The following is a 23,179-nucleotide window of genomic DNA, read 5'->3' as shown; positions in this document are numbered from 1 at the left end:
CGGTGTCACAGCCAGGGTTTCAGCGCGGTCAGGATGGCCGCCTTGGGCTTGGCCCCACTGAGGGTGGCCGTGGGTTCGCCGTTGACGAACAGGATCACGGTGGGGATGGACATCACCTGGTAACGCCCGGCGATCTCCGGGTGCTCGTCGATGTCCACCTTCACCACCGTCAGGCTGTCCGCGTGCTCGGCCGCGATCTGGTCCAGCACCGGGGCCAGGGCCTTGCACGGGCCGCACCACGGGGCCCAGAAGTCCACCAGCACCGGGCGGGGGCTGCCGAGCACCTCGGCGTCGAAGGATTGCGTTGTCACAGCTGCGATGTCCATGAGATTCCGTTCCGCTCAGCCGAAGGTGAAGGAGTAGGCCTGCACACCGGCGCCGACGGTCACCGTGACCCGGCCCTCGGTGATGTCCTTTGTGGACAGCAGCTGGTAGGAGTTCGGGGTGCCGTCCACCCGGATGGTCTTGGTGACACCGTTGCTCTCGTAGCTGACCGTTCCGCTGCCGGAGAGCACCATCCGGACCTCCTTGGCCCGGTAGTCCAGCCGGATCCGGCCCTGCTCCTTGACCGGGGTGATGTGCTGACTCGTCAGCGTCCAGTCACCCTCCAGCGCGAAGCTGTCCTTGGGCTGGTTCGCCGGGAAGACGAAGGATTTCTCGCCGCTGGTATAGGTTTCGGCGCCCGCGAAGTTCACCCGCTTCGTTGAGCCGAGGTAGGTTTCCGGGGTGATCTTGCCGGTGTCCGGGGTCGCGTCGGAGAGTTCGGTGGCCGCGGGCAGGTTCACGCCGGGGCTGGCGTCGGCGAGCAGCTGGCGGATCATCCGCTCGGTGCTCTGGTAGTCGCCCTCGCCGAACTTGATGTGCCGCACCGTGCCCTGGGCGTCAATGAGGTAGTGCGCTGGCCAGAACCGGTTGCGGTAGTTGGTCCAGGTGCTCAGCGAGTTGTCCAGTGCCACCGGGTACTCGATGCCGAAGCCCTTGGCGGCCGAGGCCACGTTGCCGGGTTCCTTCTCGAAGGCGTACTCGGGTGAGTGGATGCCGATGACCTGCAGGCCGGACTGGCGATACGCCTTGTCCCAGGCGGTCACGTGCGGCAGCGAGCGCTGGCAGTTGATGCAGGAATAGGCCCAGAAGTCCAGCAGCACCACCTTGCCGCGCGACTGCTTCAGGTCGATCCCCGCGCCGCCGGGGGTGTTCAGCCACTGCTGGATGCCGGTGATATCCGGTGCGGTGCCACAGCTTTCCAGCTCCTTGGCGCCCTCGGTGCACTTGTCCAGGTCCTTGTTCTGCTCGTTGACCAGACCGCCGAGGTTGAGCGCCTTCTTCACCTGCTCGGAGTTGTTCACCTTGTCCTGCAACGCACTGGTGTAGTCCGGGATGATCCGTTGCAGCAGCTGCGGCAGGTTGAAGACCAGGCCCAGCGACAGCGCGAGCATCACGATGCCCGCGGTGATCCGGATACCGCGCTGGCGCCTGCGGAAGGCCTTCACACGCTCGGCGACCCGGCGCCCGGCCAGGGCGAAGATCAGCAGCGGGGTGGCCGCGCCGACCGCGAAGGTCACCGTCAGCACCACGGTTTCCAGGCCGATCTTGCCGGTGGATCCGGCCACCGAGATCGCGGCCAGCACCGGTCCGGCGCAGGGCACGTAGATCGCGCCCAGGGCCAGGCCGAGCGGGAAACCACCGCGGGCCGCGTCCGGGCGGCGCTGCGGGATCCAGCTGAACGGCTTCTCCAGCAGGTGCTCGAAGGCGGGCACGATCAGGCCGATGCCGATCAGCGCCAGCACCACGATGCCGCCCCAGCGCAACACGTCCTGGGGCAGGCCGAGGATGGAGAGCAGCAGCGAGCCGAACAGGGTGACCAGGGAGAAACTGACCACCAGCCCCGCGATGACCAGGTAGGGCCTGGCCTTGGAGACCGGTGGAACCGGAGGCGCCGCGGTGGCTACCGCGCCGGCCGCGGCGTCCCCGGAGATCGGTGTGCTGCGGGCGCTCTGCGCGCCACCGGAGAGGAAGATGACCGGCAGCACCGGCAGGATGCACGGTGAGATGCCGGTGACCAGCCCACCGATGAGCCCGATCAAGGCAAGTGTGAGCACGGGGTCCTCATCAGGTTGTGCGAGTGGGTCATGCCGGGTGTTCGCGCCCCGAGGCGGTTCGGTTCGGTCGCGACCCCGAATGTAACGAAAAGGTCTCGACTGGCTTGCGGGTCGATCCGGCAGCGAACCAGTGCCGAACAACCTCATGTCCGGCGTCGCGGAAGTCCACTTCGGACAGACGCCCCAGTACACGAGATGGAGCACAGTCATGATGCGCAGCATTCGTCGCGGCACGATGACCTTCGGCGTCGCCGCCCTCGCCCTGGTCGCCTCGGCCTGTGGCTCCGGTGACATGGCCGGCGGCAACTCCGGCACCACCTCGGCGGCGGCCACCTCCAGCGCCGCCCCCACCTCCAGCGCGATGGCCGATCCGGCCCGTGACCTGGTCGGTTCGGGCTGTGCGGGTTACGCCCAGCAGGTTCCGCAGGGCCCCGGCTCGGTCGCCGGGATGGCCGCCGACCCGGTCGCCGTCGCGGCGAGCAACAACCCGCTGCTCAAGACCCTGGTCGCGGCGGTGTCGGGCAAGCTGAACCCGAAGGTCAACCTGGTCTCGACGTTGAACGGCAGTGAGTTCACCGTGTTCGCTCCGGTCGACTCCGCCTTCGCCAAGATCGACGCGGCCACCATCGAGAAGCTCAAGACCGATGACGCGCTGTTGACCAAGATCCTGACCTACCACGTGGTGCCCGGCCAGATCGCCCCGGACAAGATCGCGGGCGAGCAGGCCACCGTGCAGAAGGGCATGGTCAAGGTGACCGGCTCCGGCAACACGCTGAAGGTCAATGACGCCAACGTGATCTGCGGTGGCGTGCACACCGCGAACGCGACCGTGTACCTGATCGACTCGGTGCTGATGCCCAAGTAATCAAGCCGGATCCGCGCCAACCCTCAACCACTGGAGTGGGAATGCGAAAGACCACCGGCCTGTTGGTGACCGGCGCGACCGTGCTGGCCACGGCCCTGGCCGGCACCACCGGCACGGCGGCGGCCGCCCCGGCCGCCGCCCGGTCCGGGGATCTGTTACTGCTCACCGACAACGGCGTGCTCACCCGGCACGACCCCGACCTGCCGCTGCTGGCCAAGCAGCGCAAGCGGATCACCGGCCTGGCCCGCGGTGAACGCCTGGTCGGCCTGGACACCCGTCCGGCCACCGGCGCGCTCTACACCCTCGCCGACTCCGGCAGGCTCTACCGGATCAACCCCGTCACCGGCGCCGCCACCGCCGTGGGCACGCCGATCGCCTTGCGCGGCACGGCAGTCGGCTTCGACTTCAACCCCGCCGTGGACCGCATCCGGCTGGTCACCGACCAAGGCGAGAACCTGCGCCTGCACCCGGACACCGGCGCGATCGCGGGTACCGACACCCCGCTGAGCTACCCGGCGGGCGGCCCCGCCCCCAAGGTCGCCGCGGCTGGTTACACCAACAGCGTGGCCGGGGCGACCAGCACCGCGTTGTACGGCCTGGACTCCGCGCGCGACACCCTGGTCAAGCAGGGCAGCCTGCCGGGGGAGACCCCGGTCGTCTCGCCCAACACCGGTCAGCTCACCGCGATCGGCAGGCTGGGCCTGAACATCAGCGCGGTCAACGGTTTCGACATCGCGGGCAAGGCCAGCGCCGGGCCCTACCGGGCGCAGGACTACCGCGCCGCCGCCGTGGTGCGCGTGCACGGCCTGACCCTGCTCGTCCGGATCAACCTGGCCACCGGCCGGGCCGGAGTTATCTCCCCACTGCTGAGCAGCGTGACCGGTCTGACCTTCGCGCCCTGAACATCGGTCGCGCGGGCCAGATCGCCGGAGTGGCAACACAATCACGGAGGTCGTTTCGCATGCGTCTGTCCATCCGCACCCTCACCCTTCCCGCGGTCGCCGCCTGCCTGGCACTGCTCGCCGCCGCCCCCGGCGCGGCCGCCGCCACACCCCAGGACCGTGACCGCGGGCCGGACCTCGGCATCGGAATCGGCATTGGCATCGGCATTGATCTGGACCTGGGCAACCTGCTCGGTGGCGGCTACCGGTCGGCCTGGCTGACCGGCGCGGCCGAGGTGCCCGGCCCCGGCGACCCCGACGGCCGCGGCACCGCCCGGGTGCGGATCGGCCACCGCGAGGTCTGTGTTTCCCTTGCGGTGACCCGGATCGGCGCCCCGACCGCGGCACACATCCACCGCGGCAAGTCCGGCACCGCCGGTCCGGTGGCAGTGCACCTGAAGACCCCGGTCGAGGGTCGCAGTCACACCTGCGTCGACGTGGATCCGGCGCTGGCGCGTGAGCTGAAGCGCTCGCCGGGCCAGTTCTACGTCAACGTGCACAACGCGGAATATCCGGCGGGCGCGGTCCGCGGCCAGCTCCGCGGGTAATCCGGCAGGTGGCCCGGTGGTTCCCTCGAACCGCCGGGCCGCCGCATGGGCGGGGACGACGCTCAGCGCAGGTATGCCTCCAGCGCGTCGGCTCCGGCCGCCGCTCCGCCTGCCGCGTGCAGGTGCTTGGCCATCGCCGCCAGGCTGGCCCGCACGCCCTGGTCGGCCGCGACCTCGGCCACGGTCTGCCGCAGCAGGTCCGAATCGAGCTGGCCGGCGTCGAGCAGGCGGCAGAACCCCAGTTCCTGGGCGCGGCGGGCGTTGAGCGCCTGTTCCGGCGTCTGCGGGAAGGCGACCAGCGGCACCTGGTAGTGCGCGGCCTCCATGGTGGAGTTCATGCCGGCATGGGTGAGGAACGCGGCGGCGTGCGCGAGCACGGTCGGCTGCGGGAAGTAGGGGCGGACCTCGAAGTTCGGCGGGATCGCACCCAGCCGCGCGGGGTCGGTCTCGCCGATGGCCATCGCCACCTGCCATGCGGTACCGGCGAAGGCGTTGGCGCACAGGGTGAAGAAGTCGGGCCGGTCGTTGAACGCGGTGCCCAGCGACACGAACAGCACGGGGGAGCCGTCGGCAGGTGGCCGCCAGTCCGTCGAGTGCGCCCGGCGGCCGAGCGAGGGGCCGATGAAGTGGAACCGGTCGTCGAAGGTGTCCCCGGCGAGCTGGAATTCGCGCGGGAGGAACACCAGATTCAGCGGTGCGATGGCGAAGGCACTGTCGAACTGTTCCGGCGCCAGGCCGAAGTCGATCGTCAGCTCGCGGCGGGCCGCGATGTACTGGCGGAACACCGGGTGGCCGGGGTCGAAGTCACGCGGCGCGAGCAATGCCTGCAGGCTGAACGTCTCGCTGCTGGCGAAGTTGGGCACCGTGGTGGCCTGGGCCAGGCCGAGCTTGGTCGCGATGAGCGCGCCGAAGGTGGTCATCATGTCGTAGCAGAGCACGTCCGGGCGGTTGGCGGTCAGCGCCTGCTCCAGCACGGGCAGGACCGTGCGGGACTGCTCGATGAAACCGAGCAGTGTCCGCGCGAGATCCTCCGTGGTCTGCCCACCCTTGGACACCACCGGCCGCGGCAATACCCAGGGCAAGGGCAGCGGCCGGGCACCGGCGGCGGACACGGCAGGCACGAACGCCTCACCGGTGGCGTAGCTGACCTGGTGTCCCCTGGCGAGCAGCTCCTCCACCAGCGGTAACGTCGGGTTGATGTGACCGGAGGCCGGTCCCGCGAGAAACGCGATGTGGTTCCTCATGCTCCCTCATCCAGGTCAGCGCAGTGCGGGGGCCAGTACAGGCCGCTCGGTCGATCACGTCAAACGATTTCCCCTTGTGCCCGCCGAGTTGACCTAGGCCGGTGACGGCCACGCCGCGCGAACAAGACCCGGGCAGGGCCGGGCCTACTGGGTGGTCTACGGGTCGGCACCACAATTGCCGCTGCCCGCGCCCCGCCGGAGAGTTACCGGCGAGTCAACTCCGCCTCGGCGGGCGGCTCACCTCCCAGTTCCCCCCTGTTACGGAGCTGATCATGTCCATGAGCACACGCGTCCTCGGCGTCACCGTCGCCGGGCTCGCAGTTCTGGCCGGCGCCGCGGTCCCTGCCGCGGCCGCCCCGGCCACCGGATATCTGGTGCTGCTGCGGGACACCCAGGCCCAGGCGATAACCGCCACCAGCCTGGCCCAGCAGTACGGCGTGCGAGCCGAGCACAGCTACGGCACCGCCCTGCGCGGGTTCTCCGCGCGCATGACCGACGAGCAGGCCCGGCGGGTGGCCGCCGACCCGGCGGTCGCGCTGGTCGAGCGGGACGGGATCGCCCGCGGCCAGGACGTCCAGCCCAATCCGACCTGGGGGCTGGACCGGGTTGACCAGCGGGACCTGCCGCTGGACAAGAAGTACGGCTACACCAGCAAGGGCGAGGGGGTCACCGTCTACGTGGTGGACTCCGGCGTGGACTACCGGCAGTCTGAATTCGGCGGCCGGGCCGCCAGCGGGTACGACTTCATCGACAACGACAGCGACGCGCGGGACTGCCACGGGCACGGCACGCACGTGGCAGGCACGGTGGCCAGCAACACCTACGGCGTGGCCAAGGGCGCCAAGGTGGTCTCGGTGCGGGTGCTGGGCTGCAACAACAGCGGAGCCTGGTCGGGGATCATCGCCGGGATCGACTGGGTCGCCAAGAACGCGCGGAAGCCCGCGGTGATCTCGCTCAGCCTCGGCGGTGGCATCCAGTCCTCGGTGGACCAGGCGCTGCAGGGTGCGATCCGGGCCGGGGTGACCGCGACCGTCGCGGCGGGCAACGGTGGACAGGACGCCTGCGGGGTCTCGCCCGCGCGGGTGGCCGAGGCGATCACCGTGGCCGCCAGCGACGCCCAGGACCGCCGGTCGCAGTTCTCCGCCGGATCCTCCAACTTCGGGCGCTGCACCGACATCTTCGCCCCTGGCAGCAACATCACCTCCACCCGCAACGGCGGTGGCACCCAGGTGATGAACGGGACCTCGATGGCCACCCCGCACGTGGCAGGCGCGGCCGCGCTGTACCTGTCCGGCAACCCGGGCGCGAGCCCGAGCCAGGTGGCTTCGGCGCTGACCGGGAACGCGACCAGCGGGAAGATCACCGACGGTCGTGGTTCGCCCAACAAGCTGCTCTTCACCGCGCGCTGACCCCGGAAGGACCACTGCCATGACCACATCTCGCAGGAGAAGACTGCTCGGGCTCGCCGCGGCCGTGCTGGTGCTGCCGCTGACCGTGGGCAGCGCGCTGGCGGCCCCCGGAGGCGGCGCCGCACCCACTGACCTGGCCAGGGTGCCCGATGGCGCGCAGGGCTTGAGCATCGGCGGCGAACCGGCCTCGGTGCGGCAATACCCGTTCGTGATCGCGGCGCTGCGCGAGGGCGGCTCGCGGCCGCGCGGGCAGAGCTGTTCGGGCTCGGTGATCGCACCGCGCAAGGTGCTGGTGGCCGCGCACTGCAAGGAACTGCAGGGCCGCAAGACCGTGCTCTACGGACTGGACGACCTGGCCAAGCCGGGCGGCACCGCGCTGAACGTGGTGGACTACCGGACCCACCCGCGCTACCGGCACTTCGCCAGCGGCTACGACGTCGCGGTGATCACCACCGATGCCGACATCCCGGTGCCCGCCGGTGGTTACGCCACGATCGCCTCCTCCGCCGATACCGGGCTGGAGAAGCCGGGCCGCACCGGGTTCAGCCTGGGCTACGGCAAGAAGAGCCACAGCGACAGCCCGGCCGACGTCAGCCTGCACAAGCTGACCGTGCCGATCGTGGAACCCCGGCAGTGCAACGGGGTCGAGCAGGGCGCGGACCCCAGGACGATGATCTGCGCAGGCTATCCCGATGGCCGCAAGACCATCCTGCCCGGCGACAGCGGCGGACCGCTGATCGTCGACGGCAAGGTCATCGGCGTGGCCTCCTGGAGCCGCAGCGACTTCCGCTGGTACAGCATCTACGCCCGGCTCAACAACGAGATGGGCGACTGGGTCCGCGAGCAGGCCGGCAACCCGCCGCCCACCAGCACCTTCACCCTGGCGGCGACCCCGGCCACGGCGAAGGTGGCCGCGGGCAAGCACATCTCGGTCAGCGTGACCAGCAAGGCGGGCAACAGCGGCGCGGAACCGGTCGCGCTCAGCGCCACCGGACTGCCCGAGGGCGCGCGGGCGACCTTCCAGCCCGGCGACTTCAGCTCCGGCGGCACCGCCAAGCTCACCATCGAGGTGGCGGCGGGCACACCGCGGCGGGACTACCCGATCACGGTCTCCGGCAAGGGCAAGACCGACACCGTGACCACCACGCTGACCCTGACCGTCCAGTGACCCGCGAAGCGAGGCGAAATCCCATGCACGCCAAGACGAAAGCCCTACTCGCGCTCGGGCTGCTGGCCCCGGCGCTGACCCTCGGCGCCACCGCGGCGGCCCAGGCCGCACCGGCTGAAGGCACTGTGGTGCAGGCCAAGCAGCACTGGGGTGACCAGTACATCGTGATGCTGCGCGAGGACGTGGCCACCGCACAGGCGAGTTCGGCCGCGCTGGCCCAGCGCTACGGCGGCGAACTGCGCTCCAGCTACACCCACACCCTGCGCGGTTTCTCGGTGCGCGGCATGACCGAGCAGCAGGCGCGCAGGCTGGCCGCCGACCCGGCGGTGAAGTCGGTGCACCAGGACGGCACCGCGCGCGGCGCGGACACCCAGCCCAACCCCACCTGGGGCCTGGACCGCGTCGACCAGAAGAACCTGCCGCTGGACCGCAAGTACACCTACCCCAACACCGGTTCCGGTGTCACCGCCTACGACATCGACAGCGGCATCGACCCCGGCAACCCGGAGTACGAGGGCCGGGCCAGCATGGGCAAGGACTTCTTCGGCGGCAACGGTTACGACTGCCACGGGCACGGCAGCCACACCGCGGGCACCCTGGGCAGCAAGACCTACGGGGTGGCCAAGAAGATCAAGATCGTCGGGCTGAAGGTGCTGGGCTGCAACAATTCCGGCCCGGACTCCGGCATCATCGACGCGGTCGAGTGGGTCACCGCCAACGCGAAGAAGCCCGCGGTGGCCAACATGAGCCTGACCATGGACGCCCCCGGGGTCGGCGACGAGGCGGTCAAGGCCTCGGTGGCCTCCGGCGTGGTCTACACCGTGGCCGCGGGCAACAACGCGGGCAACGCCTGCAACACCAGCCCGGCCCGGGTGCCGGAGGTGATCACGGTGGGCGGCACCAACAGCATGGACAACCGCTACTCCGGCTCCAACACCGGCACCTGCGTGGACATCTTCGGCCCCGCGGAGAACGTCATCTCGATCAGCAAGGGCAACAGCGGCGGTGGCACCACCGGCATGACCGGCACCTCGATGGCCGCCCCGCACGTGGGCGGCGCGGCGGCGCTGTACCTGGCCGCCAACCCCGGCGCCAGCCCGAAGCAGGTCCGGGACGCACTGGTCAACGGCGCCACCGACGGCGTGATCCGCAACGTGGGCGCCGGTTCGCCGAACAAGCTGCTCAACGTCTCGGGCATCAGCGGTGGCCCCGGCCCCTCCTGCGGGGTCAAGTCCACCACCACGCCGGTGCCCATCCCGGACGCCGGGGAGGCGGTGACCAGCTCGGTGACCGTGCAGAACTGCCCGGGTCAGGCCTCGGCGCAACTGCCGGTCAAGGTCGACATCAGCCACAGCTACTCCGCGGACCTGGCGCTGGATCTGATCGGCCCCAGCGGGAAGTCCTACCGGTTGCAGGAGGCCGGTGGGATCGGCTCGGCGGGTGGAGTGCACCAGAGCTTCACCGTGGACGCCTCCTCGGAGACCGCCAACGGGACCTGGCGGCTGCGTGCCCAGGACGTGTACCGCTTCGACGCGGGCACGATCGAGGGCCTGGCCATCACGTTCTGACCGCCTCCGAGGCACCGGCCTGGTGGGCCGCCTTCGCAGGGAGGGCGGCCCACCAGGCGCCACCAACCCCAAGCAGCAGAGGAAAACGCATGCGCACCACCACGACCGGGCTTCGGACGGCCGTCGTCCTGGCGCTCACCGCCGGGCTGCTCGCACCCGCCGCGGCCGCGGCGGCCGGCACCCCGGCCCGCGCGTACGAAAAGCCTGGCCCGCACCAGGTCACCGTCACCAAGGGCGGCCCCGACCACACCCTGTTCTACCCCGCCGACCTGGCCGAGAGCGGCAAGCAGTTCCCGATCCTGGTGTGGGGCAACGGAACCGGCGTGGACACCAAGCCCTACGAGGCGATCCTGCGGCACCTGGCCTCCTGGGGCATCGTGATCGCCGCGGCCAACACCACCCAGTCCGGCAGCGGCCGGGAAATGCTGGCAGGCGCCAAGTTCCTCCTCGCGGAAGACCAGCGCCAGGGCAGCGTGTTCCACGGCCGGATCGACGAGACCAAGATCGCCGCCGCCGGTCACTCCCAGGGCGGCGGGGGCGCGATCGCCGCGGGCGCGGACCCGATGATCGACACCACCGTGCCCATCCAGCCGGGGCCGCAGGGCGAGGTGGGTGCGCTGCGCGGACCGGCCTTCTACCTCGCCGGGCAGGCCGACCTGATCGTGCCCTCGCTGTTCGTCCGGGCCCGCTACGGCGCCACCGACCAGGTGCCCGCAGTGCTGGGTGAGCTCCGCGGGGCCGGGCACACCATGCTCGGTGAGACCCGGACCAGGGCGATGGGCGCGGTGACGGCCTGGCTGCGCTACTGGCTGGCCGGCGACCAGCGGGCGAAGTCGGTGTTCTTCGGGCCGGAGTCCGGCTGCCAGCTGTGCCAGGACGAGGCTTGGTCCGCACATGCCCGCAACGAGAATGCGAAGCAGATCTCCTGAGTGTCCCCAGGTCACCTCGCCGGGCTGGCACAGCGACAGCCCGGCCGGCGCCTTGTGGTCATGAGTCCTCGATGTGACTTCTTCGCCAACAGCACCGGCCTCAGCCGGATGAACATCATCGTGCGCAACCCCGGCGGAGCCTACGAGCCCGGCATGTTCGAGGCCAGCACGCACTGAGCAGGCAGCTGGAGGTCGTGCCGGGAGCGGATGTTGTGCTTGCGCAACAGCTTGCCGACGTGTTCCTCCACGGTGCGGCGGGACAGGAACAGGATCTCGGCGATCTCCCGGTTGGTGTGCCCGGCCACCACCAGCCGGGCGATCTCCTCCTCCCGCGGTGACATCGCATCGCCGTAGCCACGGCCGGATCGGTGGCCAGGCGGGCGGATCCCGTTGCGGCGCAGGTGGTCCCGGCAGCGGGCGGCATCACGGGTGGCGCCGGTGCGTTCGTAGCGGGCGACCAGTTCGAGCAGCTCGGCGCTCTCGCCGGGGGTGAGGGCCAGTTCGGCCAGGCGGTCGGCCAGGTAGGCGAAGCCGAGTTCGGCGTGCCGTTGGCCTGCCTGGCCGAACCGCTCGGCCGCGGTGGCCGCGTCGCCGTGCGCGCGGGCGAGGTGGGCCTGGCAGGCCAGCACCGCGGCCTGGGCCAGCGGGGCGTGCCGGGCGCGCACCGCCTGGTGCAGCTCGCCGGTGAGCGCGGCGGCCGCGCCGAGCCTGCCCGCGGCGCAGTAGGCCTGCACCGCCTGCGGCGCGAACTCTCCCGCCCACAGCCAGCCTTCCTTGGCCCGCAACAGTTCCACCGCCCGGTCGGCCTCCGCGCAGGCCTCGGCGATGCGGTCCCGCGCCAGCAGCATGCCGATGGTGCCGCCGGCGACCCCCAGCAGCACCGGGAAGATCGCCTCGGCCGCCTCGGCGGTGCCGGTGGCCTGGAAGCAGTGCTCGGCCTGGTGCCAGTCGCCGCGGGCCACCGCCAGCCAGCCGCGCACCAGCCAGGCCTCGCTGGCCACCGGGTACAGGTCCGGGTGGCTGCTCAGCAGCTCGGCGGCGCGGGCGTCCAGGTCCTGCCAGCGCCCGGCGGCCCAGTCCAGGCGCAGCCGGGTCGCCTCGGCCGATCCGGTGATGTAGCAGGCGCCCAGGCCGGTGGCCAGGTGCGCGGACCGGTTGAGCGCGCGCTGGGCCGCGGGGTGCGCGCCGATCCAGGCGAAGGCGTCGGCGAGGTTGACGTGCAGCCGGGTCAGCTGCCTGCGCGCGCCGGCTTCGGTGACGTGCTCAGTCGCCTGCGCCACCGCCGCCTCGGGATCGAGTTCGCCCAGGTGCACCCGGGCAGCCAGGGTGTTGGCCAGCAGTCCCAGCCTCAGCTCGGGCGGCTGGCCCGCCGGGGTACGCGCCCGCTCGATCCACCGCCGATGCTCACTGGCCGGGGTGAGGCCGAGGAAGGGCAGCGCGAGCAGGGACATCCCGCGCAGCCGGTCACCGCCGGGCGGCAGGTCGCGGACCGCCTCGGTCAGCTGGGTCCGGCCGCGCTCGATGCCGCCTGCCTGGCGGACCAGCAGCAGACCGTGGCAGAGCCGGACCTCGGCGCGCAGGTCCTCCGGCAGTGCCGGATCACGCAGCAACCGCTCGACCGTGGCCGCGGCCTGCCGCTGGTGCGTGCCGGTCGGGGCGAGCAGGCAGAACACGCGCACCAGTTCGGCGCGATCGGCCGCGCTGAGTTCGCCCCGCAACAGGGTGGTGAGCACCTCGATCGCGGTGCTCAGGTCGCCGACCCGGCGGGCCGCGGCGATGAGTTCCCGGCCGTAGCGCAGGGCCAGCCCGAACTCCCCGGACTGTGCACTGTGCTCAGTCAACCGGCGCAGCGGCAGCGGATCCGCCTTGGCCAGCACCCGGATCGCCCGCCGGTGCAGCTGCTGGCGGTGCGGGCCGGGCAGCGAGCGGTAGAGCGCGCGCTGGGCCAGCGGGTGCCGCGGCAGGTAGCGGCAGCCGGGCTCCTCGCGCAGCACACCGCCGGCCAGCAACGCCTGCACCGCTGCCCTGGCCCGGCCTAGCGGCAGTCCGGCCACCGCGGCCAGGGCTTCGGCGGTGGCGGGCTCGGCCAGCACCGCGGCGGCCTCGGCGAGCTGCCGGGCGGGCCGGGGCAGCAGGTCCAGCGCGGCGGCCACCTGCTCGCGCACCCCCGGCGGGTCCAGCGCCGCCAGGCCGGTGTGCGCGAGTTCGGCCAGTGCCTCCACCAGCACCGCCGGGATACCCGCGGTGAGGGTGGTGAGTTCGGCGGCCAGTTCGGCCGAGCCGAGCCGGTCCCGGACCAGCTGGGCCACCTCGGGTTCGGTCAACGGCGAGACGGTGACCCGCCGCAGTGTCACCCCGGGTGCGGGCCGCAGGTGCAGCGGGCGCGCGCCGGGCCGGTGGGTCAGCAGCACCGACAGGCCGGGCGGCGGCGCGGCCAGCAGGTGGCGCAGCACGGTGCGGGAGTCCGGGTCGGCCCACTGCACGTCCTCCAGCACCAGCACCACCCGGCCCAGCGTGGCCAGCAGATCGCGCACCCCCCGGCAGACCAGCGCGGCCGGATCGGCGGACGCAGGCGCGGCGGGCAGCCAGTCGGCCAGTTCGGGCAGCAGCGCGGCCAGCACGCCGGTGGCCCGCGGGAACCGCACCGGACGAGGACGTGCCTCCAGGCAGGAGCGCAGTGCCTCCAGCAGCACGCCGTAGCGGAAGGCCGGGCCGGGCTGGCAGCGGCCCAGCGCCACCGCGACCGAACGCTGGTCCAGCTCGGCCAGCGCCGCGCTGATCAGGTGCGTTTTGCCCATCCCCGCCTCGCCGCTGACCAGTACCAGCGAGGGGGTGGCCCGCAGGGCGGCGAGCAGTGCGGAGACAGCCATCACCCCACCTTCCGGCACCGGTCACAGCGCGCCCCCGGATTGTGCGATTGCGTCAAATCCGGGCCGGTTGATGCCGGAATCCGCTCATCAGGACCCGACCTCCGCCGGTGCCGAGGGCAGGCCCCGCGGCGGCACACTGCCCGGATGCCGAGTCAGCTGACCGAATCGGACCTGGTGCTGGTGGAGGCGCTCCAGCTGGCGCCGCGGGCCCCGTGGGCGGTGCTGGGCGCGGCCATCGGGGTGGACGCGCGCACCGCGGCCCGGCGCTGGGCGCGGCTGCGGGACAACGGCCTGGCCTGGCTGACCGCCTACGTGCCGCCGCCCACCCTGACCATCGGCTACCTGGACCTGGCCGTCCGCCCAGACCGGATCGCCGCGCTCAGCGCGGCGTTGTGCGCCTGGCCGCAGGTCTTCAGCGTCGAGCACACCACCGGCCGCCACCAGCTGTTCCTCGGGGTGGACGCGGTGGACCTGACCGCGCTGGACACCCTGGTCAGCACCGGGATCGGCGCGCTGGAGGGGGTGCTGTCGCTGCGCCTGACCGTGGTCTGCCAGGTCTACCGGGAGGGCAGCGACTGGCTGGCCCGCGCGCTCACCCCGGCCCAGCGCGCCCGGCTGCCCGCGCCGGCCCCGCTGCCGCACCCGGCCACCGCGAACCCGTGGACCCGGCTGGACCAGGACCTGGTGCGCGAACTCACCGTCGAACCGCGCCGCAGCGCCGCCGAACTGGCGCAGCGCTGCGGGTCCAGCACCGCCACCGTGCGCAGGCGGCTGCACCGCATCCTGCGGGGCCGGGAACTGGACTTCCGCTGCGACATCGCCCAGGCGCTGGCCGGCTGGCCGGTCACCGTGGTGTACCGGCTCTCGGTGCCAGCCGAAGCGCTGGACGCCTCGGCCAGGGCGCTGGCCGCGCTGCCGGAGACCCGGTTGTGCAGCGCGGTGCTCGGCGATCACAACCTGCTGCTGGCCGCCTGGCTGCACGGCGCCGGCGACTGCCCGGACTTCGAGGCCCGGCTGCGGCTGGCCGCGCCCGCGGTGACCGTCAGCGAAGGCAACCTGAGCCTGCGGGTGCCCAAGCGGATGGGCCGGTTGCTCAACGCCGACGGGCGGGCGATCGGCCAGGTGCCGATGACGCCCGCCCGGTAGCGCGAGCCAGGCCCTAGCGGCGGACGGTGGCGAGCAGCCCGATCGCGGGGATCAGGCCCGCGTCGAGCCGCCGCTGTTCGGCCTGGCGAATCGAGTCGAGCGCGCTCGCGGCGTGCGTGGCGGGTTCGGTCCACACCCCGGAACGCCCGTACACCAGCCGCCACAGCATGCTCGTGTCCACTGTGGACAAATCGGTGCCGACCCGGCCGAGCGCGTCCAGCATGTCCGAACCCCGGTGCAGGAAGTCGTGCCCGGCGACCCAGGCCTTGAGCGGATCACCATCCGGCACCTCGGCCTTGAGCACCCCGGTGGCGACCAGCAGCTCCCGGTTGTCGTAGTAGAAGTGCGCGGCGGCCTGGTCCACCCGCTCCCAGGCGAACTCCTCCAGCACGATCAGCCCGCCGGGTGCCAGCAGCGTGGCCGCGTGCGCGAGGGTGCCGTCCAGGTCCTCCGCGTGGTGCAGCGAGCGGGTGAACAGCACCACGTCGTACTCGCCGGAGACCTCGTTGATATCGGCCTCGATCACGGTGATCCCGCGCTCGCGGGCCGCGGCGGCCACGTCGGCACTGCGGTCCACCCCGGTGACCTGGTAGCCGAGTTCGATCAGCGCGGCGGCCAGCGCGCCACTGCCGCAGCCCGCCTCCAGGACGCGGGCCGGGGGAGCGGGCAGCAGGGCCTTGAGGTGGGCGAGGGTGTGCGGCACGGCAACGGTCGAGACGTCCATTCCGGCCAGCCTAGGCCCAGCCCGCCGCGAGTGCGACGGACTTTGCCCGCCGGACAAGGTATCAGTGCTGGTCGAACAGGGTGCCGAAGATGTGGCGGCCCAGACGTTCGGCGGTGGCGGTGTCGAGGAGTTCGCCGGGAATGCCGGGATGTTCGCTCATCCAGCGGCGCGCGGTGGCAGGGCTGACGAAGGCGTTGAGGTGGTCGCAGCAGCAGTCCGCCGAGGGGCCGGTACCGGCGGCCGCGCTGGCGAACACGACCGCGGTGGCGGGTTCCCAGGTGTGGCCTCCATTGTGGACGGTGACCAGCACCCGTTCGCCGGTGACCGGGTCGATGGAGGTGATGGTCGCGTTCGTGCCGAGCATCGCCGGTATGCCGAGGGCGTCAACAGCGCACATGGCCGACACTGTCCGGCCGGTGGCGAGTCGTACCCGGTGGCGGGTGGGGACCGCGGAGAACGGGTAGGCGACCCTGATCGCCCCGGCCTGGTCGAGCCGGATCACATCCGCCTCGTGCAGGCGGGTCAGTACCGAGCCCGCGGTGACGCCGTTGGCCGCCGCGATCTGCTGGAGCCGCGCCGTGGACGGGGGTTGGCCGGTGGTGGCGAAGGCGCGCAGGATCGCCTGGTGCACCACACGCTCGGCCGGGTCAGCGGGGGTGGCGCGGGCCCGCCACGCCCGCAACTCCGCCGCCGCGGTGGTGGCGTTCGTGAGGGCGGCGCGGAGCTGAGACGGTGTCGGCGCGCCGGTGGGGCTGCCGTGCTCGTCGCGGTAGAGCCGGCAGGACACACTGGGCGGCTGGCCAGCTTCGGCGAACGGGTCGGCACCGTTGACGAGCAACGTCGGCGAGCCCCGCATGCCCGTGCGAGTGGCCTGCTCGACGGTGCTGATGATCTCGACGGCGATGGTGACGTCCGCGCGCCCGGCCAGCACCTCTTCCAGACGCTGTTGTAGCGGGGCGAGGTTCGGGCAATCCGGGACGGCCAGGATCCGCAGTTTCACGACGATTCTCCGGTCTGTTCGCGCAGGGTGTGCAGCAGCCCGCAGGCGCGGTCGCGGCGCGGTAGCTCACACCGGGTCACCAGCTCGCTCAGGGCATCCCGCATCCTGGTCAGATCGGCCAGCCGGTCCTCGATGTCGGCCAGCCGGGCCGTGGCCAGCGTCCGCGCGGTGTCGCAGGAGGCCGGCCCGCCGTCGGCCAGGTGCAGCAGCTCCTCGGTCTCCTCAAGGGTGAACCCGAGCGCCTGGGCTCGTTTGATGAACCGCAACCGGGACAGGGCATCGGGCGGGTAGTCCCGGTAGCCCGAGGTGGAGCGCCGCGGCGGCGCCAACAGGCCGCGGCGCTCGTAGTACCGCAACGTCTGCGGGTTCACCCCAGCCCGCGCTGCCAGCTCACCAGTACGCACCAGGTCAGCATGAACCCCGTACCCACGTACAGGGCAAGGACCCGCCGTGCTCACCAGCGCACGAGCACCTCGGGCACCCCGCCGGTGAGGTCGTTGGTCACCAGCGGCAGGTCGTTCACCTCGGCGACCAGGGACAGGTTCGGGAAGCGGCGGAACAGGGCCGGGAACAGGATGCGGAGCTGGGCGCGGGCCAGGTTGGCGCCGACGCAGACGTGCCTGCCGTGGCCGAAAGCCAGGTGCGGGTTGGGTTTGCGGCCGGGCTGGAACTCCTCGGGGTCGGCGAACACCGCGGCGTCCCGGTTGGCGGCGTCGTTGGAGACCAGCACCATGTCGCCGCGGCCGATGGTCACCCCGCCGATCTCCACGTCCTCGTTGGCATAGCGGAGCAGGCCCAGGCCGTGTGGGGCGGACAGACGCAGGATTTCCTCCACTGTGGACTGTGCCTGACCCTCGGGGTCGGCGGTGAAGGCGGCCCGCCGGGCCGGGTCGGACAGCAGCCACAGCAGGCCGAAGTCGATCCGGGTGGCTGTTGTCTCGTGCCCGGCGAAGAGCAGCGCGATGGCCACCTGGGCCACCACCTCATCGCTGATGGTGGGGTCGGCGACCAGGTCGGAGAGCACGTCCGGACCGGGATGCATACGTTTGCGCGCCGCGAGGCCCAGGGTGTAGCCGGCGAACTCGGCCAGCGCGGCCTGGCTGGCCGCCGGGTCGTCGAAGAGACCGAGGTTCCTGGACAGGCTGCTGAAGTGCGCGCTGTCCGACGCGGGCACGCCGAGTAGTTCGCTGATGGCCAGGGCTGGCAACGGGAACGAGACCAGCCGGTGCAGGTCGGCCGGCTGGTCCGCGGCCGCGAGATCGTCCAGGCACTGGTCGGTCAGTTCCTGGATCCGGTCGGTCAGGCGGCGCATCCGGGGGACGGAGAACGCGGGGCCCAGCACCGTGCGCATCCGGGCGTGCTCGGCCCGCTCCGTCTCGTGATCACCGGCGGGGGCGCCACCCATCGCCGAATGCGCCAGCCGGCCCGCGCGCTCCGGCTCGGGGTGCGAGCGGCCGAACCGGGGGTCGGCGAAGGCCTGCCTCACCTCCTCGTAGCCGAGCACGAGCCAGGCCGGGTCACCGGCCGGGGTGGTCACCGGCACCACCGGGGTCTCCGGGCGCAGCACCTGGTACAGCGGCGCCAGGGCCAGCGGATTGGGGCGGTTGAGCGGAAGTTGGAGTGCGGACATGCGCTTTCCTCCCCAGGGGTCGCGTTTCTGGCCCAGCCAGGTTGTCCAGAGTCAGCGAATCCGGGAAAAATGACAAGCTGTCGCAGTTAGCCGAAAGCTGGTAACGGCCCGCACCCGGCGGGCGCCGTCGCGGCCCGCGAGCTGTGCGCCGTGATCGGCCCGGATCGCCTGCTGGGCGGCAATGCCGGGCGGCTGCTCGGCTGGCTCTGACGGCCGCGTACCGTCCACCGCGGGCCCCATCCGCAACCAGTTCTCACGCCCCGTCACGAACTGACCTCGGTGCGTGCTGAGAAGATGTGCCGAGAACGAACACGCACGAGCACCAGGAGCACACATGGGCGCAGTGGCACCGGGCACCCCGGGCTGGATAGACGTGCGGTCCCCGGACCTCGCGCAGACCCGGTCCTTCTACATGGGCCTGTTCGACTGGTCCGCCCGCGTGGCACCCCCGGAAGCCGGCGGCTACACCGTGTTCACCAAGGGCGGCAAGGCGGTCGCGGGCGCGGGACCACTGCTCGCGCCTGGCCAGCGCACGGCCTGGCGCACCTTCGTGCTCGTCGACGACGCCGAGGCCACCACCGCGCGGGTCGAACCCGCGGGCGGCCAGGTGCTCTTCCCCGCCAAGGAGGTCGCCGACACCGGGCGGATCGGTGTGTTCACCGACCGGGCCGGGGCCGAGGTCGGGGTGTGGGAGCCGGGGGAGATGCCCGGCTGCGAGCTGTTCAACGAGTCCGGCACGCTCTGCTGGAACGAGCTGAGCACCGGCGACTCGGACGGCTCCAAGGCCTTCTACGGCGAGGTGTTCGGCTGGGAGGCCAGGGACCGGCGGCTCGGCGACGTCGAGTACTCGCAGTGGCGGATCGAGGGCCGCACGGTGGCCGGCATGCGGCCGGGCCATCCGGAGATCACCACGCCGTACTGGATGGCCTACTTCGCCGTCCGGGACTGTGACGAGTCCGCGGCGCGGGCCGGGCAGCTGGGCGGCAGGGTCACCGGGCGGCCCACCGACACCGTGCTCGGACGCTCCGCGGTGCTCACCGACCCGCACGGCGCGGTGTTCACCATCATCACCATGTGACTGGGTGCACAATGGACGGTGCCCTACCGCACACCAGGCAAAACCCCAGCCAGACCTGCACGAGAATGAGGACCATGTCCTTCGCTGAAGAGGTTTCCTCGGCCGCCGCACGGCTGGACGGGGTCGCCCGCACCACACCGCTGGAGGTCAACCAGCGGTTGTCCGAGCGCACCGGCGCGCGGGTGTGGTTCAAGCGCGAGGACCTCCAGGTCGGGCGGTCCTACAAGCTGCGCGGGGCGTTCAACCTGCTGTCCCAGACCGAGTTCACCGGGGCCGGGGCGGTCTGCGCCTCGGCGGGCAACCACGGGCAGGGCGTGGCCTATGCCTGCCGCAGGCTCGGCATCGAGGGCCGCGTGCACGTGCCGCGCACCACGCCCCGGCAGAAGCGCGATCGCATCGAGGCACTCGGCCAGGGCAAGGTGCGCCTGGTCGTGGACGGCGACACCTACGACGACGCCGCCGCGCTGGCCCAGGAACACGCCGCGGCCACCGGCGCCGTGCTGGTGCCCGCCTTCGACGACCCGCGCACCATTGCCGGACAGGGCACCGTCGGACTGGAGATCCTGCGGCAGCTGGGCGGAGCACCCGATGTGGTGATCGTCCCGGTCGGCGGCGGCGGCCTGCTCGCCGGGGTCGGCACCTGGCTGCGCGAGCACTTCCCGGCCACCCGGGTCATCGGCGTCGAGCCTGCGGGCGCGGCCAGCATGATCGCGGCGCTGGCCAGTGGCGGTCCGGTGACCCTGCCCGAGGTGGACTCCTTCGTCGACGGCGCGGCCGTGCGCCGGGTCGGCGAGCTGACCTTCCCGATGGTCCGGGACAGCGGCGCGGAGCTGCTGACCGTGGCCGAGGGCGCGGTGTGCACCGAGATGCTCGACCTGTACCAGGTGGACGGCATCATCGCCGAACCCGCGGGCGCGCTGGCCTCGGCCGCGCTGGTCAGCGAACTCACCGTGGCACCCGACGAGACGGTGGTGTGCCTGCTTTCCGGCGGCAACAACGACGTGAGCCGCTACGCCGAGGTGGTGGAGCGCTCGCTGGTGCACCGCGGCCTCAAGCACTACTTCCTGGTCGAGTTCCCCCAGGAACCCGGTGCGCTGCGCCGGTTCCTCGACGACGTGCTCGGCCCGGACGACGACGTGGTGCTCTTCGAGTACCAGAAGCGGGACAACCGGGAGACCGGCGCCGCGCTGGTCGGCATCGAGATCAGCCGCGCCGAGGACTACGACCGGCTGTGGGCGCGGATGAAGGAGTCCCCGCTGCACATCCAGCACGTGGCCCCTGGCACCACGGCCTATCGGTTCCTGGTCTGAGCGCGGCTCAGAGACCGCCGTTCGCGCCGATCCCCCGCAGCAGGGTGTCGACCACGCGGGTGGCCAGGGTGTCGGTGTCGGTCGGTTCGGGCTGCTGGGCCGCCTCGTGGATGAGCGCGTAGTACACGCAGCGAGCCCAGTCCAGATCGACATCGGTGCGGAACAACCCGGCGTCCCTGGCCCGCCGGAAGAGCCGGTCGCACTGTTCACGCACGCCCGTGTGCACGCCGGCCACCTGGGGACCGGCCGCTGAGGACCGGCTCATCGCGAACCCCCAGCCGATCTTGACTTCGAGCACGTTCGCGGTCACCTGATACAGCGCGACCAGTGGCGGGGCGGTCTCCGGGCGGCCACGGCGCACCGCTTCGGCGAAGCGCTGGGCGGCCCACGCGGTCAGCTCGTCGATCAGCACCTCGCGGGTGGCGAACCGCCGGTGCACGGTGGTCCTGGCCACGCCCGCGGCCGTGGCGATCTGCTCCATGGAGGCCGCGGGATCGGCGCTGAGCACGCGCTCGGCCGCCTCCAGGATCGCCTGCACGGTGCGTTCGGCATCCGCCCGCCGCGCCCGCCCGGCCGGACGTGCCCCATCCTGCCCAGTCAAGCCAGCTTGCTCTGTCACCGAGCCTCCTTGTCGGCAAAACATTACAGGACGGCTCCTTGACGCGCTCTAGTTGCATCACTACTGTCGCAACTAGAGCGCTAGTAAGGTCTAACTGGATGCGACTAGAGGGAGTTTGGGCAGATGGACGTTCAACTGAGTGGCAAGACCGCCCTGGTCACCGGCGCCAGCCGTGGCATCGGCCTGGCCATCGTCACCACGCTGATCGGCGAGGGCATGCGGGTGGTGGCTGGCTCGCGCACCGTCTCCCCAGAGCTGGCCGCCTCCGGGGCGACCGCGATCCAGGTCGACCTCGCCGCCGCCGACGGACCGGCCCGGCTGGTCGTGGGGGCGCTGGCCGAACTGGGCGAGATCGACCTGGTGGTCAACAACGTCGGTGGCGGGGACAGTGACGGTGGCCAGACCGGCGGCTTCGCCACCTTCGACGACCAAGCCTGGCAGCGCATGTTCGAGCTGAACTTCTTCAGCGCGGTCCGCACCACCCGCGCCGCCCTGCCCAGCCTGCTGCGGCGCAAGGGCGCCATCGTCAACATCTCCTCCAACGGCGCCCGGATGCCGCACGCCGGGCCGATGCCCTACACCACCGCCAAGGCGGCCCTGACCGCCTTCGGCAAGGCACTCGCCGAGGAAGTCACCCCGCTGGGCGTGCGGGTGAACACCATTTCCCCCGGCCCGGTGCGCACCTCGATGTGGGAGGCCCCGGACGGCTACGGCGCGGACCTCGCCCGGTCGCTGGGCGTGCCACACGCGCAGTTCCTGGCCCAGCTGCCCGCCGGACTGGGGCTCAGCACGGGGCGATTCGTGGAGCCAGCGGAAGTCGCCGCCCTGGTCAGCTACCTGGCCTCACCGCTGGCGGGCAGCATCACCGGCACCGACCACCTCATCGACGGCGGTCAGCTCAAGACGGCCTGACGCCCCGCCACGGCCTACCGGTTCCCGGTCTGAGCCGGGCCCAGACTCGCGGCCACCCGGGCCAGGTGCGCGCGCAGCCACTGGTTGGCCGGATCCAGCACGTGCCGCGGATGCCAGAACCCGGCGATGGTCAGCTTCGGCCCCGCCTCGGCCAGCGGCACCTCGCGCAGCCCGAGTCCCGGTCCCAGCGCCTCGAACAGCCGCCGCTGGGTCATCGTGATCAAATGCGTGCCCGCCACCAGCTCCAGGGCCAGGGTGAAGGACTCCACGGTGACCGTGGCCGGCTGGCGCACACCCCGCTCGGCCAGCTTGCCCCTGGGCACCGCCCACCGATCACCCACCCCGTTGACCTGCACCGCGGGCAGGCCTGCCAGGTCCGCCGCGGTCAACGGCCCGGTCAGCGGGCTGTCCTGGTCGGCCACCACGATGAACTCGTCCTCGAACAGCGGGGTGTGCGGGAACTGCAGCAGTTCCTGCTCGGGCAGTTGCAGCGGCCACAGCAGCAGATCGCAGCGGCCGCTGCGCACCACCTCGATCAGGTCGGCGCGCAGCGGCTCGATGGTCAGCCGCACCCCCGGCGCCTCGGTGAGCAACGCGCGCAGGGCAGGGCGCAGCAGCGTGGTGGCGGCGTAGTCGCTGGCCAGCACGCTGAAGGTGCGTGATTCGGTGGCCGGGTCGAACCGGCGGCCCGCGGTGAGCACCTGCCGCGCGGCGATCAGCGCGGCCTGCACCGGCCCGGCCAGTGACTCCGCCAGCGGAGTCAGCGCCATGCCCCGGCCCTCGCGGATCAGCAGTGGATCGTCGAAATGCCTGCGCAGTTTCGCCAGCATCGCGCTCATCGACGGCTGCGCCACGCTGATGCGTTCCGCGGCCTTCGTCACATTGCGCTCGATGAGCAGTGCGTTCAGCGGAAGCAGCAGGTTCAAATCAGCCCTGCCCCAGTCGTCAGACACCCGCCAACCTTAGCGGTATCGGCGGGATCGTCGCAGCTCAGGTCAACTATCTGAATCGCCGATGGACCGCATAGCGAATTCGTGGGTTCTGGACTTCCGGGGCGGTGAATAGCCTCGGGAACCGCAGGGAGAAAAGGTCCGGACTTCCTCTCCACGCGCTTCTGTC

21 protein-coding genes are annotated in these 23,179 nt (G+C 71.7%); 11 read left to right on the top strand and 10 right to left on the bottom strand.

The window, feature by feature from the left end:
• Nucleotides 1–5: 5 nt before the first annotated feature.
• Nucleotides 6–326, bottom strand: coding sequence for a thioredoxin (gene trxA / locus ACTOWY_RS08175; protein ID WP_441309002.1), 321 nt, complete (start codon nt 324–326; stop codon nt 6–8).
• A 15-nt stretch (nt 327–341) separates the two neighbouring features.
• On the bottom strand, nt 342–2,099 hold the full coding sequence (locus ACTOWY_RS08170; protein ID WP_441309001.1) for a cytochrome c biogenesis protein DipZ: 1,758 nt from the start codon (nt 2,097–2,099) through the stop codon (nt 342–344).
• Between the two features lie 208 nt (nt 2,100–2,307).
• Between ACTOWY_RS08170 and ACTOWY_RS08165 the strand changes: the two genes are divergently transcribed.
• From ACTOWY_RS08165 to ACTOWY_RS08155, 3 genes are read left to right on the top strand one after another with little or no spacing between them, the layout of a single operon-like run.
• Entirely contained in the window at nt 2,308–2,964 is a 657-nt protein-coding gene (locus ACTOWY_RS08165; protein ID WP_441309000.1) for a fasciclin domain-containing protein, read from the top strand.
• Between the two features lie 41 nt (nt 2,965–3,005).
• Complete coding sequence (locus ACTOWY_RS08160; protein ID WP_441308999.1) at nt 3,006–3,866, top strand: DUF4394 domain-containing protein; 861 nt, start codon at nt 3,006–3,008, stop codon at nt 3,864–3,866.
• 59 nt (nt 3,867–3,925) lie between these two features.
• Nucleotides 3,926–4,453 carry a CHRD domain-containing protein gene (locus ACTOWY_RS08155; protein ID WP_441308998.1) on the top strand — a complete coding sequence of 176 codons (528 nt, stop codon included), beginning with the start codon at nt 3,926–3,928 and terminating at the stop codon, nt 4,451–4,453.
• A gap of 62 nt (nt 4,454–4,515) precedes the next feature.
• Here the strand turns inward: ACTOWY_RS08155 and ACTOWY_RS08150 are convergent, their stop codons facing one another.
• A complete protein-coding gene (locus ACTOWY_RS08150; RefSeq protein ID WP_441308997.1) occupies nt 4,516–5,697 on the bottom strand; it encodes a macrolide family glycosyltransferase in 1,182 nt (393 codons plus the stop codon).
• 278 nt (nt 5,698–5,975) lie between these two features.
• Between ACTOWY_RS08150 and ACTOWY_RS08145 the strand changes: the two genes are divergently transcribed.
• The 4 genes from ACTOWY_RS08145 to ACTOWY_RS08130 all read left to right on the top strand — a co-directional run bounded on the left by ACTOWY_RS08145 (nt 5,976) and on the right by ACTOWY_RS08130 (nt 10,771).
• Nucleotides 5,976–7,106 (top strand): S8 family peptidase, encoded by a 1,131-nt coding sequence (locus tag ACTOWY_RS08145; protein ID WP_441308996.1) that lies wholly within the window; start codon nt 5,976–5,978, stop codon nt 7,104–7,106.
• Nucleotides 7,107–7,125: 19 nt separating this feature from the next.
• On the top strand, nt 7,126–8,274 hold the full coding sequence (locus ACTOWY_RS08140) for a trypsin-like serine protease (protein WP_441308995.1): 1,149 nt from the start codon (nt 7,126–7,128) through the stop codon (nt 8,272–8,274).
• A 23-nt stretch (nt 8,275–8,297) separates the two neighbouring features.
• The gene (locus ACTOWY_RS08135; protein ID WP_441308994.1) at nt 8,298–9,842 is read left to right on the top strand and encodes a S8 family serine peptidase; all 1,545 of its coding nucleotides are present in this window, start codon (nt 8,298–8,300) and stop codon (nt 9,840–9,842) included.
• Nucleotides 9,843–9,931: 89 nt separating this feature from the next.
• Nucleotides 9,932–10,771, top strand: a complete 840-nt coding sequence (locus ACTOWY_RS08130) for a poly(ethylene terephthalate) hydrolase family protein (protein ID WP_441308993.1) — start codon at nt 9,932–9,934, stop codon at nt 10,769–10,771.
• A 140-nt stretch (nt 10,772–10,911) separates the two neighbouring features.
• Here ACTOWY_RS08130 and ACTOWY_RS08125 read toward each other — a convergent pair whose 3' ends face one another.
• Nucleotides 10,912–13,641, bottom strand: coding sequence for an ATP-binding protein (locus ACTOWY_RS08125; protein WP_441308992.1), 2,730 nt, complete (start codon nt 13,639–13,641; stop codon nt 10,912–10,914).
• 144 nt (nt 13,642–13,785) lie between these two features.
• On the opposite strand from ACTOWY_RS08125, the gene ACTOWY_RS08120 reads away from it, so the two are divergent.
• Entirely contained in the window at nt 13,786–14,787 is a 1,002-nt protein-coding gene (locus ACTOWY_RS08120) for an AsnC family transcriptional regulator (RefSeq protein WP_441308991.1), read from the top strand.
• A 13-nt stretch (nt 14,788–14,800) separates the two neighbouring features.
• Here the strand turns inward: ACTOWY_RS08120 and ACTOWY_RS08115 are convergent, their stop codons facing one another.
• The 4 genes from ACTOWY_RS08115 to ACTOWY_RS08100 form a co-directional block, all read right to left on the bottom strand.
• Nucleotides 14,801–15,511, bottom strand: a complete 711-nt coding sequence (locus ACTOWY_RS08115; protein ID WP_441308990.1) for a class I SAM-dependent methyltransferase — start codon at nt 15,509–15,511, stop codon at nt 14,801–14,803.
• Between the two features lie 61 nt (nt 15,512–15,572).
• The gene (locus tag ACTOWY_RS08110) at nt 15,573–16,511 is read right to left on the bottom strand and encodes an alkylmercury lyase family protein (protein WP_441308989.1); all 939 of its coding nucleotides are present in this window, start codon (nt 16,509–16,511) and stop codon (nt 15,573–15,575) included.
• Nucleotides 16,508–16,915 carry a MerR family transcriptional regulator gene (locus ACTOWY_RS08105; protein WP_441308988.1) on the bottom strand — a complete coding sequence of 136 codons (408 nt, stop codon included), beginning with the start codon at nt 16,913–16,915 and terminating at the stop codon, nt 16,508–16,510. Before ACTOWY_RS08105 ends, ACTOWY_RS08110 begins: the two co-directional genes overlap by 4 nt.
• Nucleotides 16,916–16,965: 50 nt before the next feature.
• Nucleotides 16,966–18,141: a cytochrome P450 gene (locus ACTOWY_RS08100; RefSeq protein WP_441308987.1), complete on the bottom strand. Its 1,176-nt coding sequence runs from the start codon at nt 18,139–18,141 to the stop codon at nt 16,966–16,968.
• A 334-nt stretch (nt 18,142–18,475) separates the two neighbouring features.
• On the opposite strand from ACTOWY_RS08100, the gene ACTOWY_RS08095 reads away from it, so the two are divergent.
• Both ACTOWY_RS08095 and ilvA read left to right on the top strand, forming a co-directional pair.
• On the top strand, nt 18,476–19,219 hold the full coding sequence (locus ACTOWY_RS08095) for a VOC family protein (RefSeq protein ID WP_441308986.1): 744 nt from the start codon (nt 18,476–18,478) through the stop codon (nt 19,217–19,219).
• 74 nt (nt 19,220–19,293) lie between these two features.
• Entirely contained in the window at nt 19,294–20,529 is a 1,236-nt protein-coding gene (gene ilvA / locus ACTOWY_RS08090) for a threonine ammonia-lyase IlvA (RefSeq protein ID WP_441308985.1), read from the top strand.
• A 7-nt stretch (nt 20,530–20,536) separates the two neighbouring features.
• Here the strand turns inward: ilvA and ACTOWY_RS08085 are convergent, their stop codons facing one another.
• Nucleotides 20,537–21,148, bottom strand: coding sequence for a TetR/AcrR family transcriptional regulator (locus ACTOWY_RS08085; RefSeq protein ID WP_441308984.1), 612 nt, complete (start codon nt 21,146–21,148; stop codon nt 20,537–20,539).
• 123 nt (nt 21,149–21,271) lie between these two features.
• Between ACTOWY_RS08085 and ACTOWY_RS08080 the strand changes: the two genes are divergently transcribed.
• Nucleotides 21,272–22,060, top strand: a complete 789-nt coding sequence (locus ACTOWY_RS08080) for an SDR family NAD(P)-dependent oxidoreductase (protein WP_441308983.1) — start codon at nt 21,272–21,274, stop codon at nt 22,058–22,060.
• A 14-nt stretch (nt 22,061–22,074) separates the two neighbouring features.
• On the opposite strand, the gene ACTOWY_RS08075 is transcribed toward ACTOWY_RS08080, so the two are convergent.
• A complete protein-coding gene (locus tag ACTOWY_RS08075) occupies nt 22,075–23,013 on the bottom strand; it encodes a LysR family transcriptional regulator (RefSeq protein WP_441308982.1) in 939 nt (312 codons plus the stop codon).
• Nucleotides 23,014–23,179 lie beyond the last annotated feature (166 nt).

The organism is Crossiella sp. CA198 (assembly GCF_052078295.1).
GTDB lineage: Bacteria > Actinomycetota > Actinomycetes > Mycobacteriales > Pseudonocardiaceae > Crossiella.
This window is presented reverse-complemented; position numbering and strand designations above follow the sequence as displayed.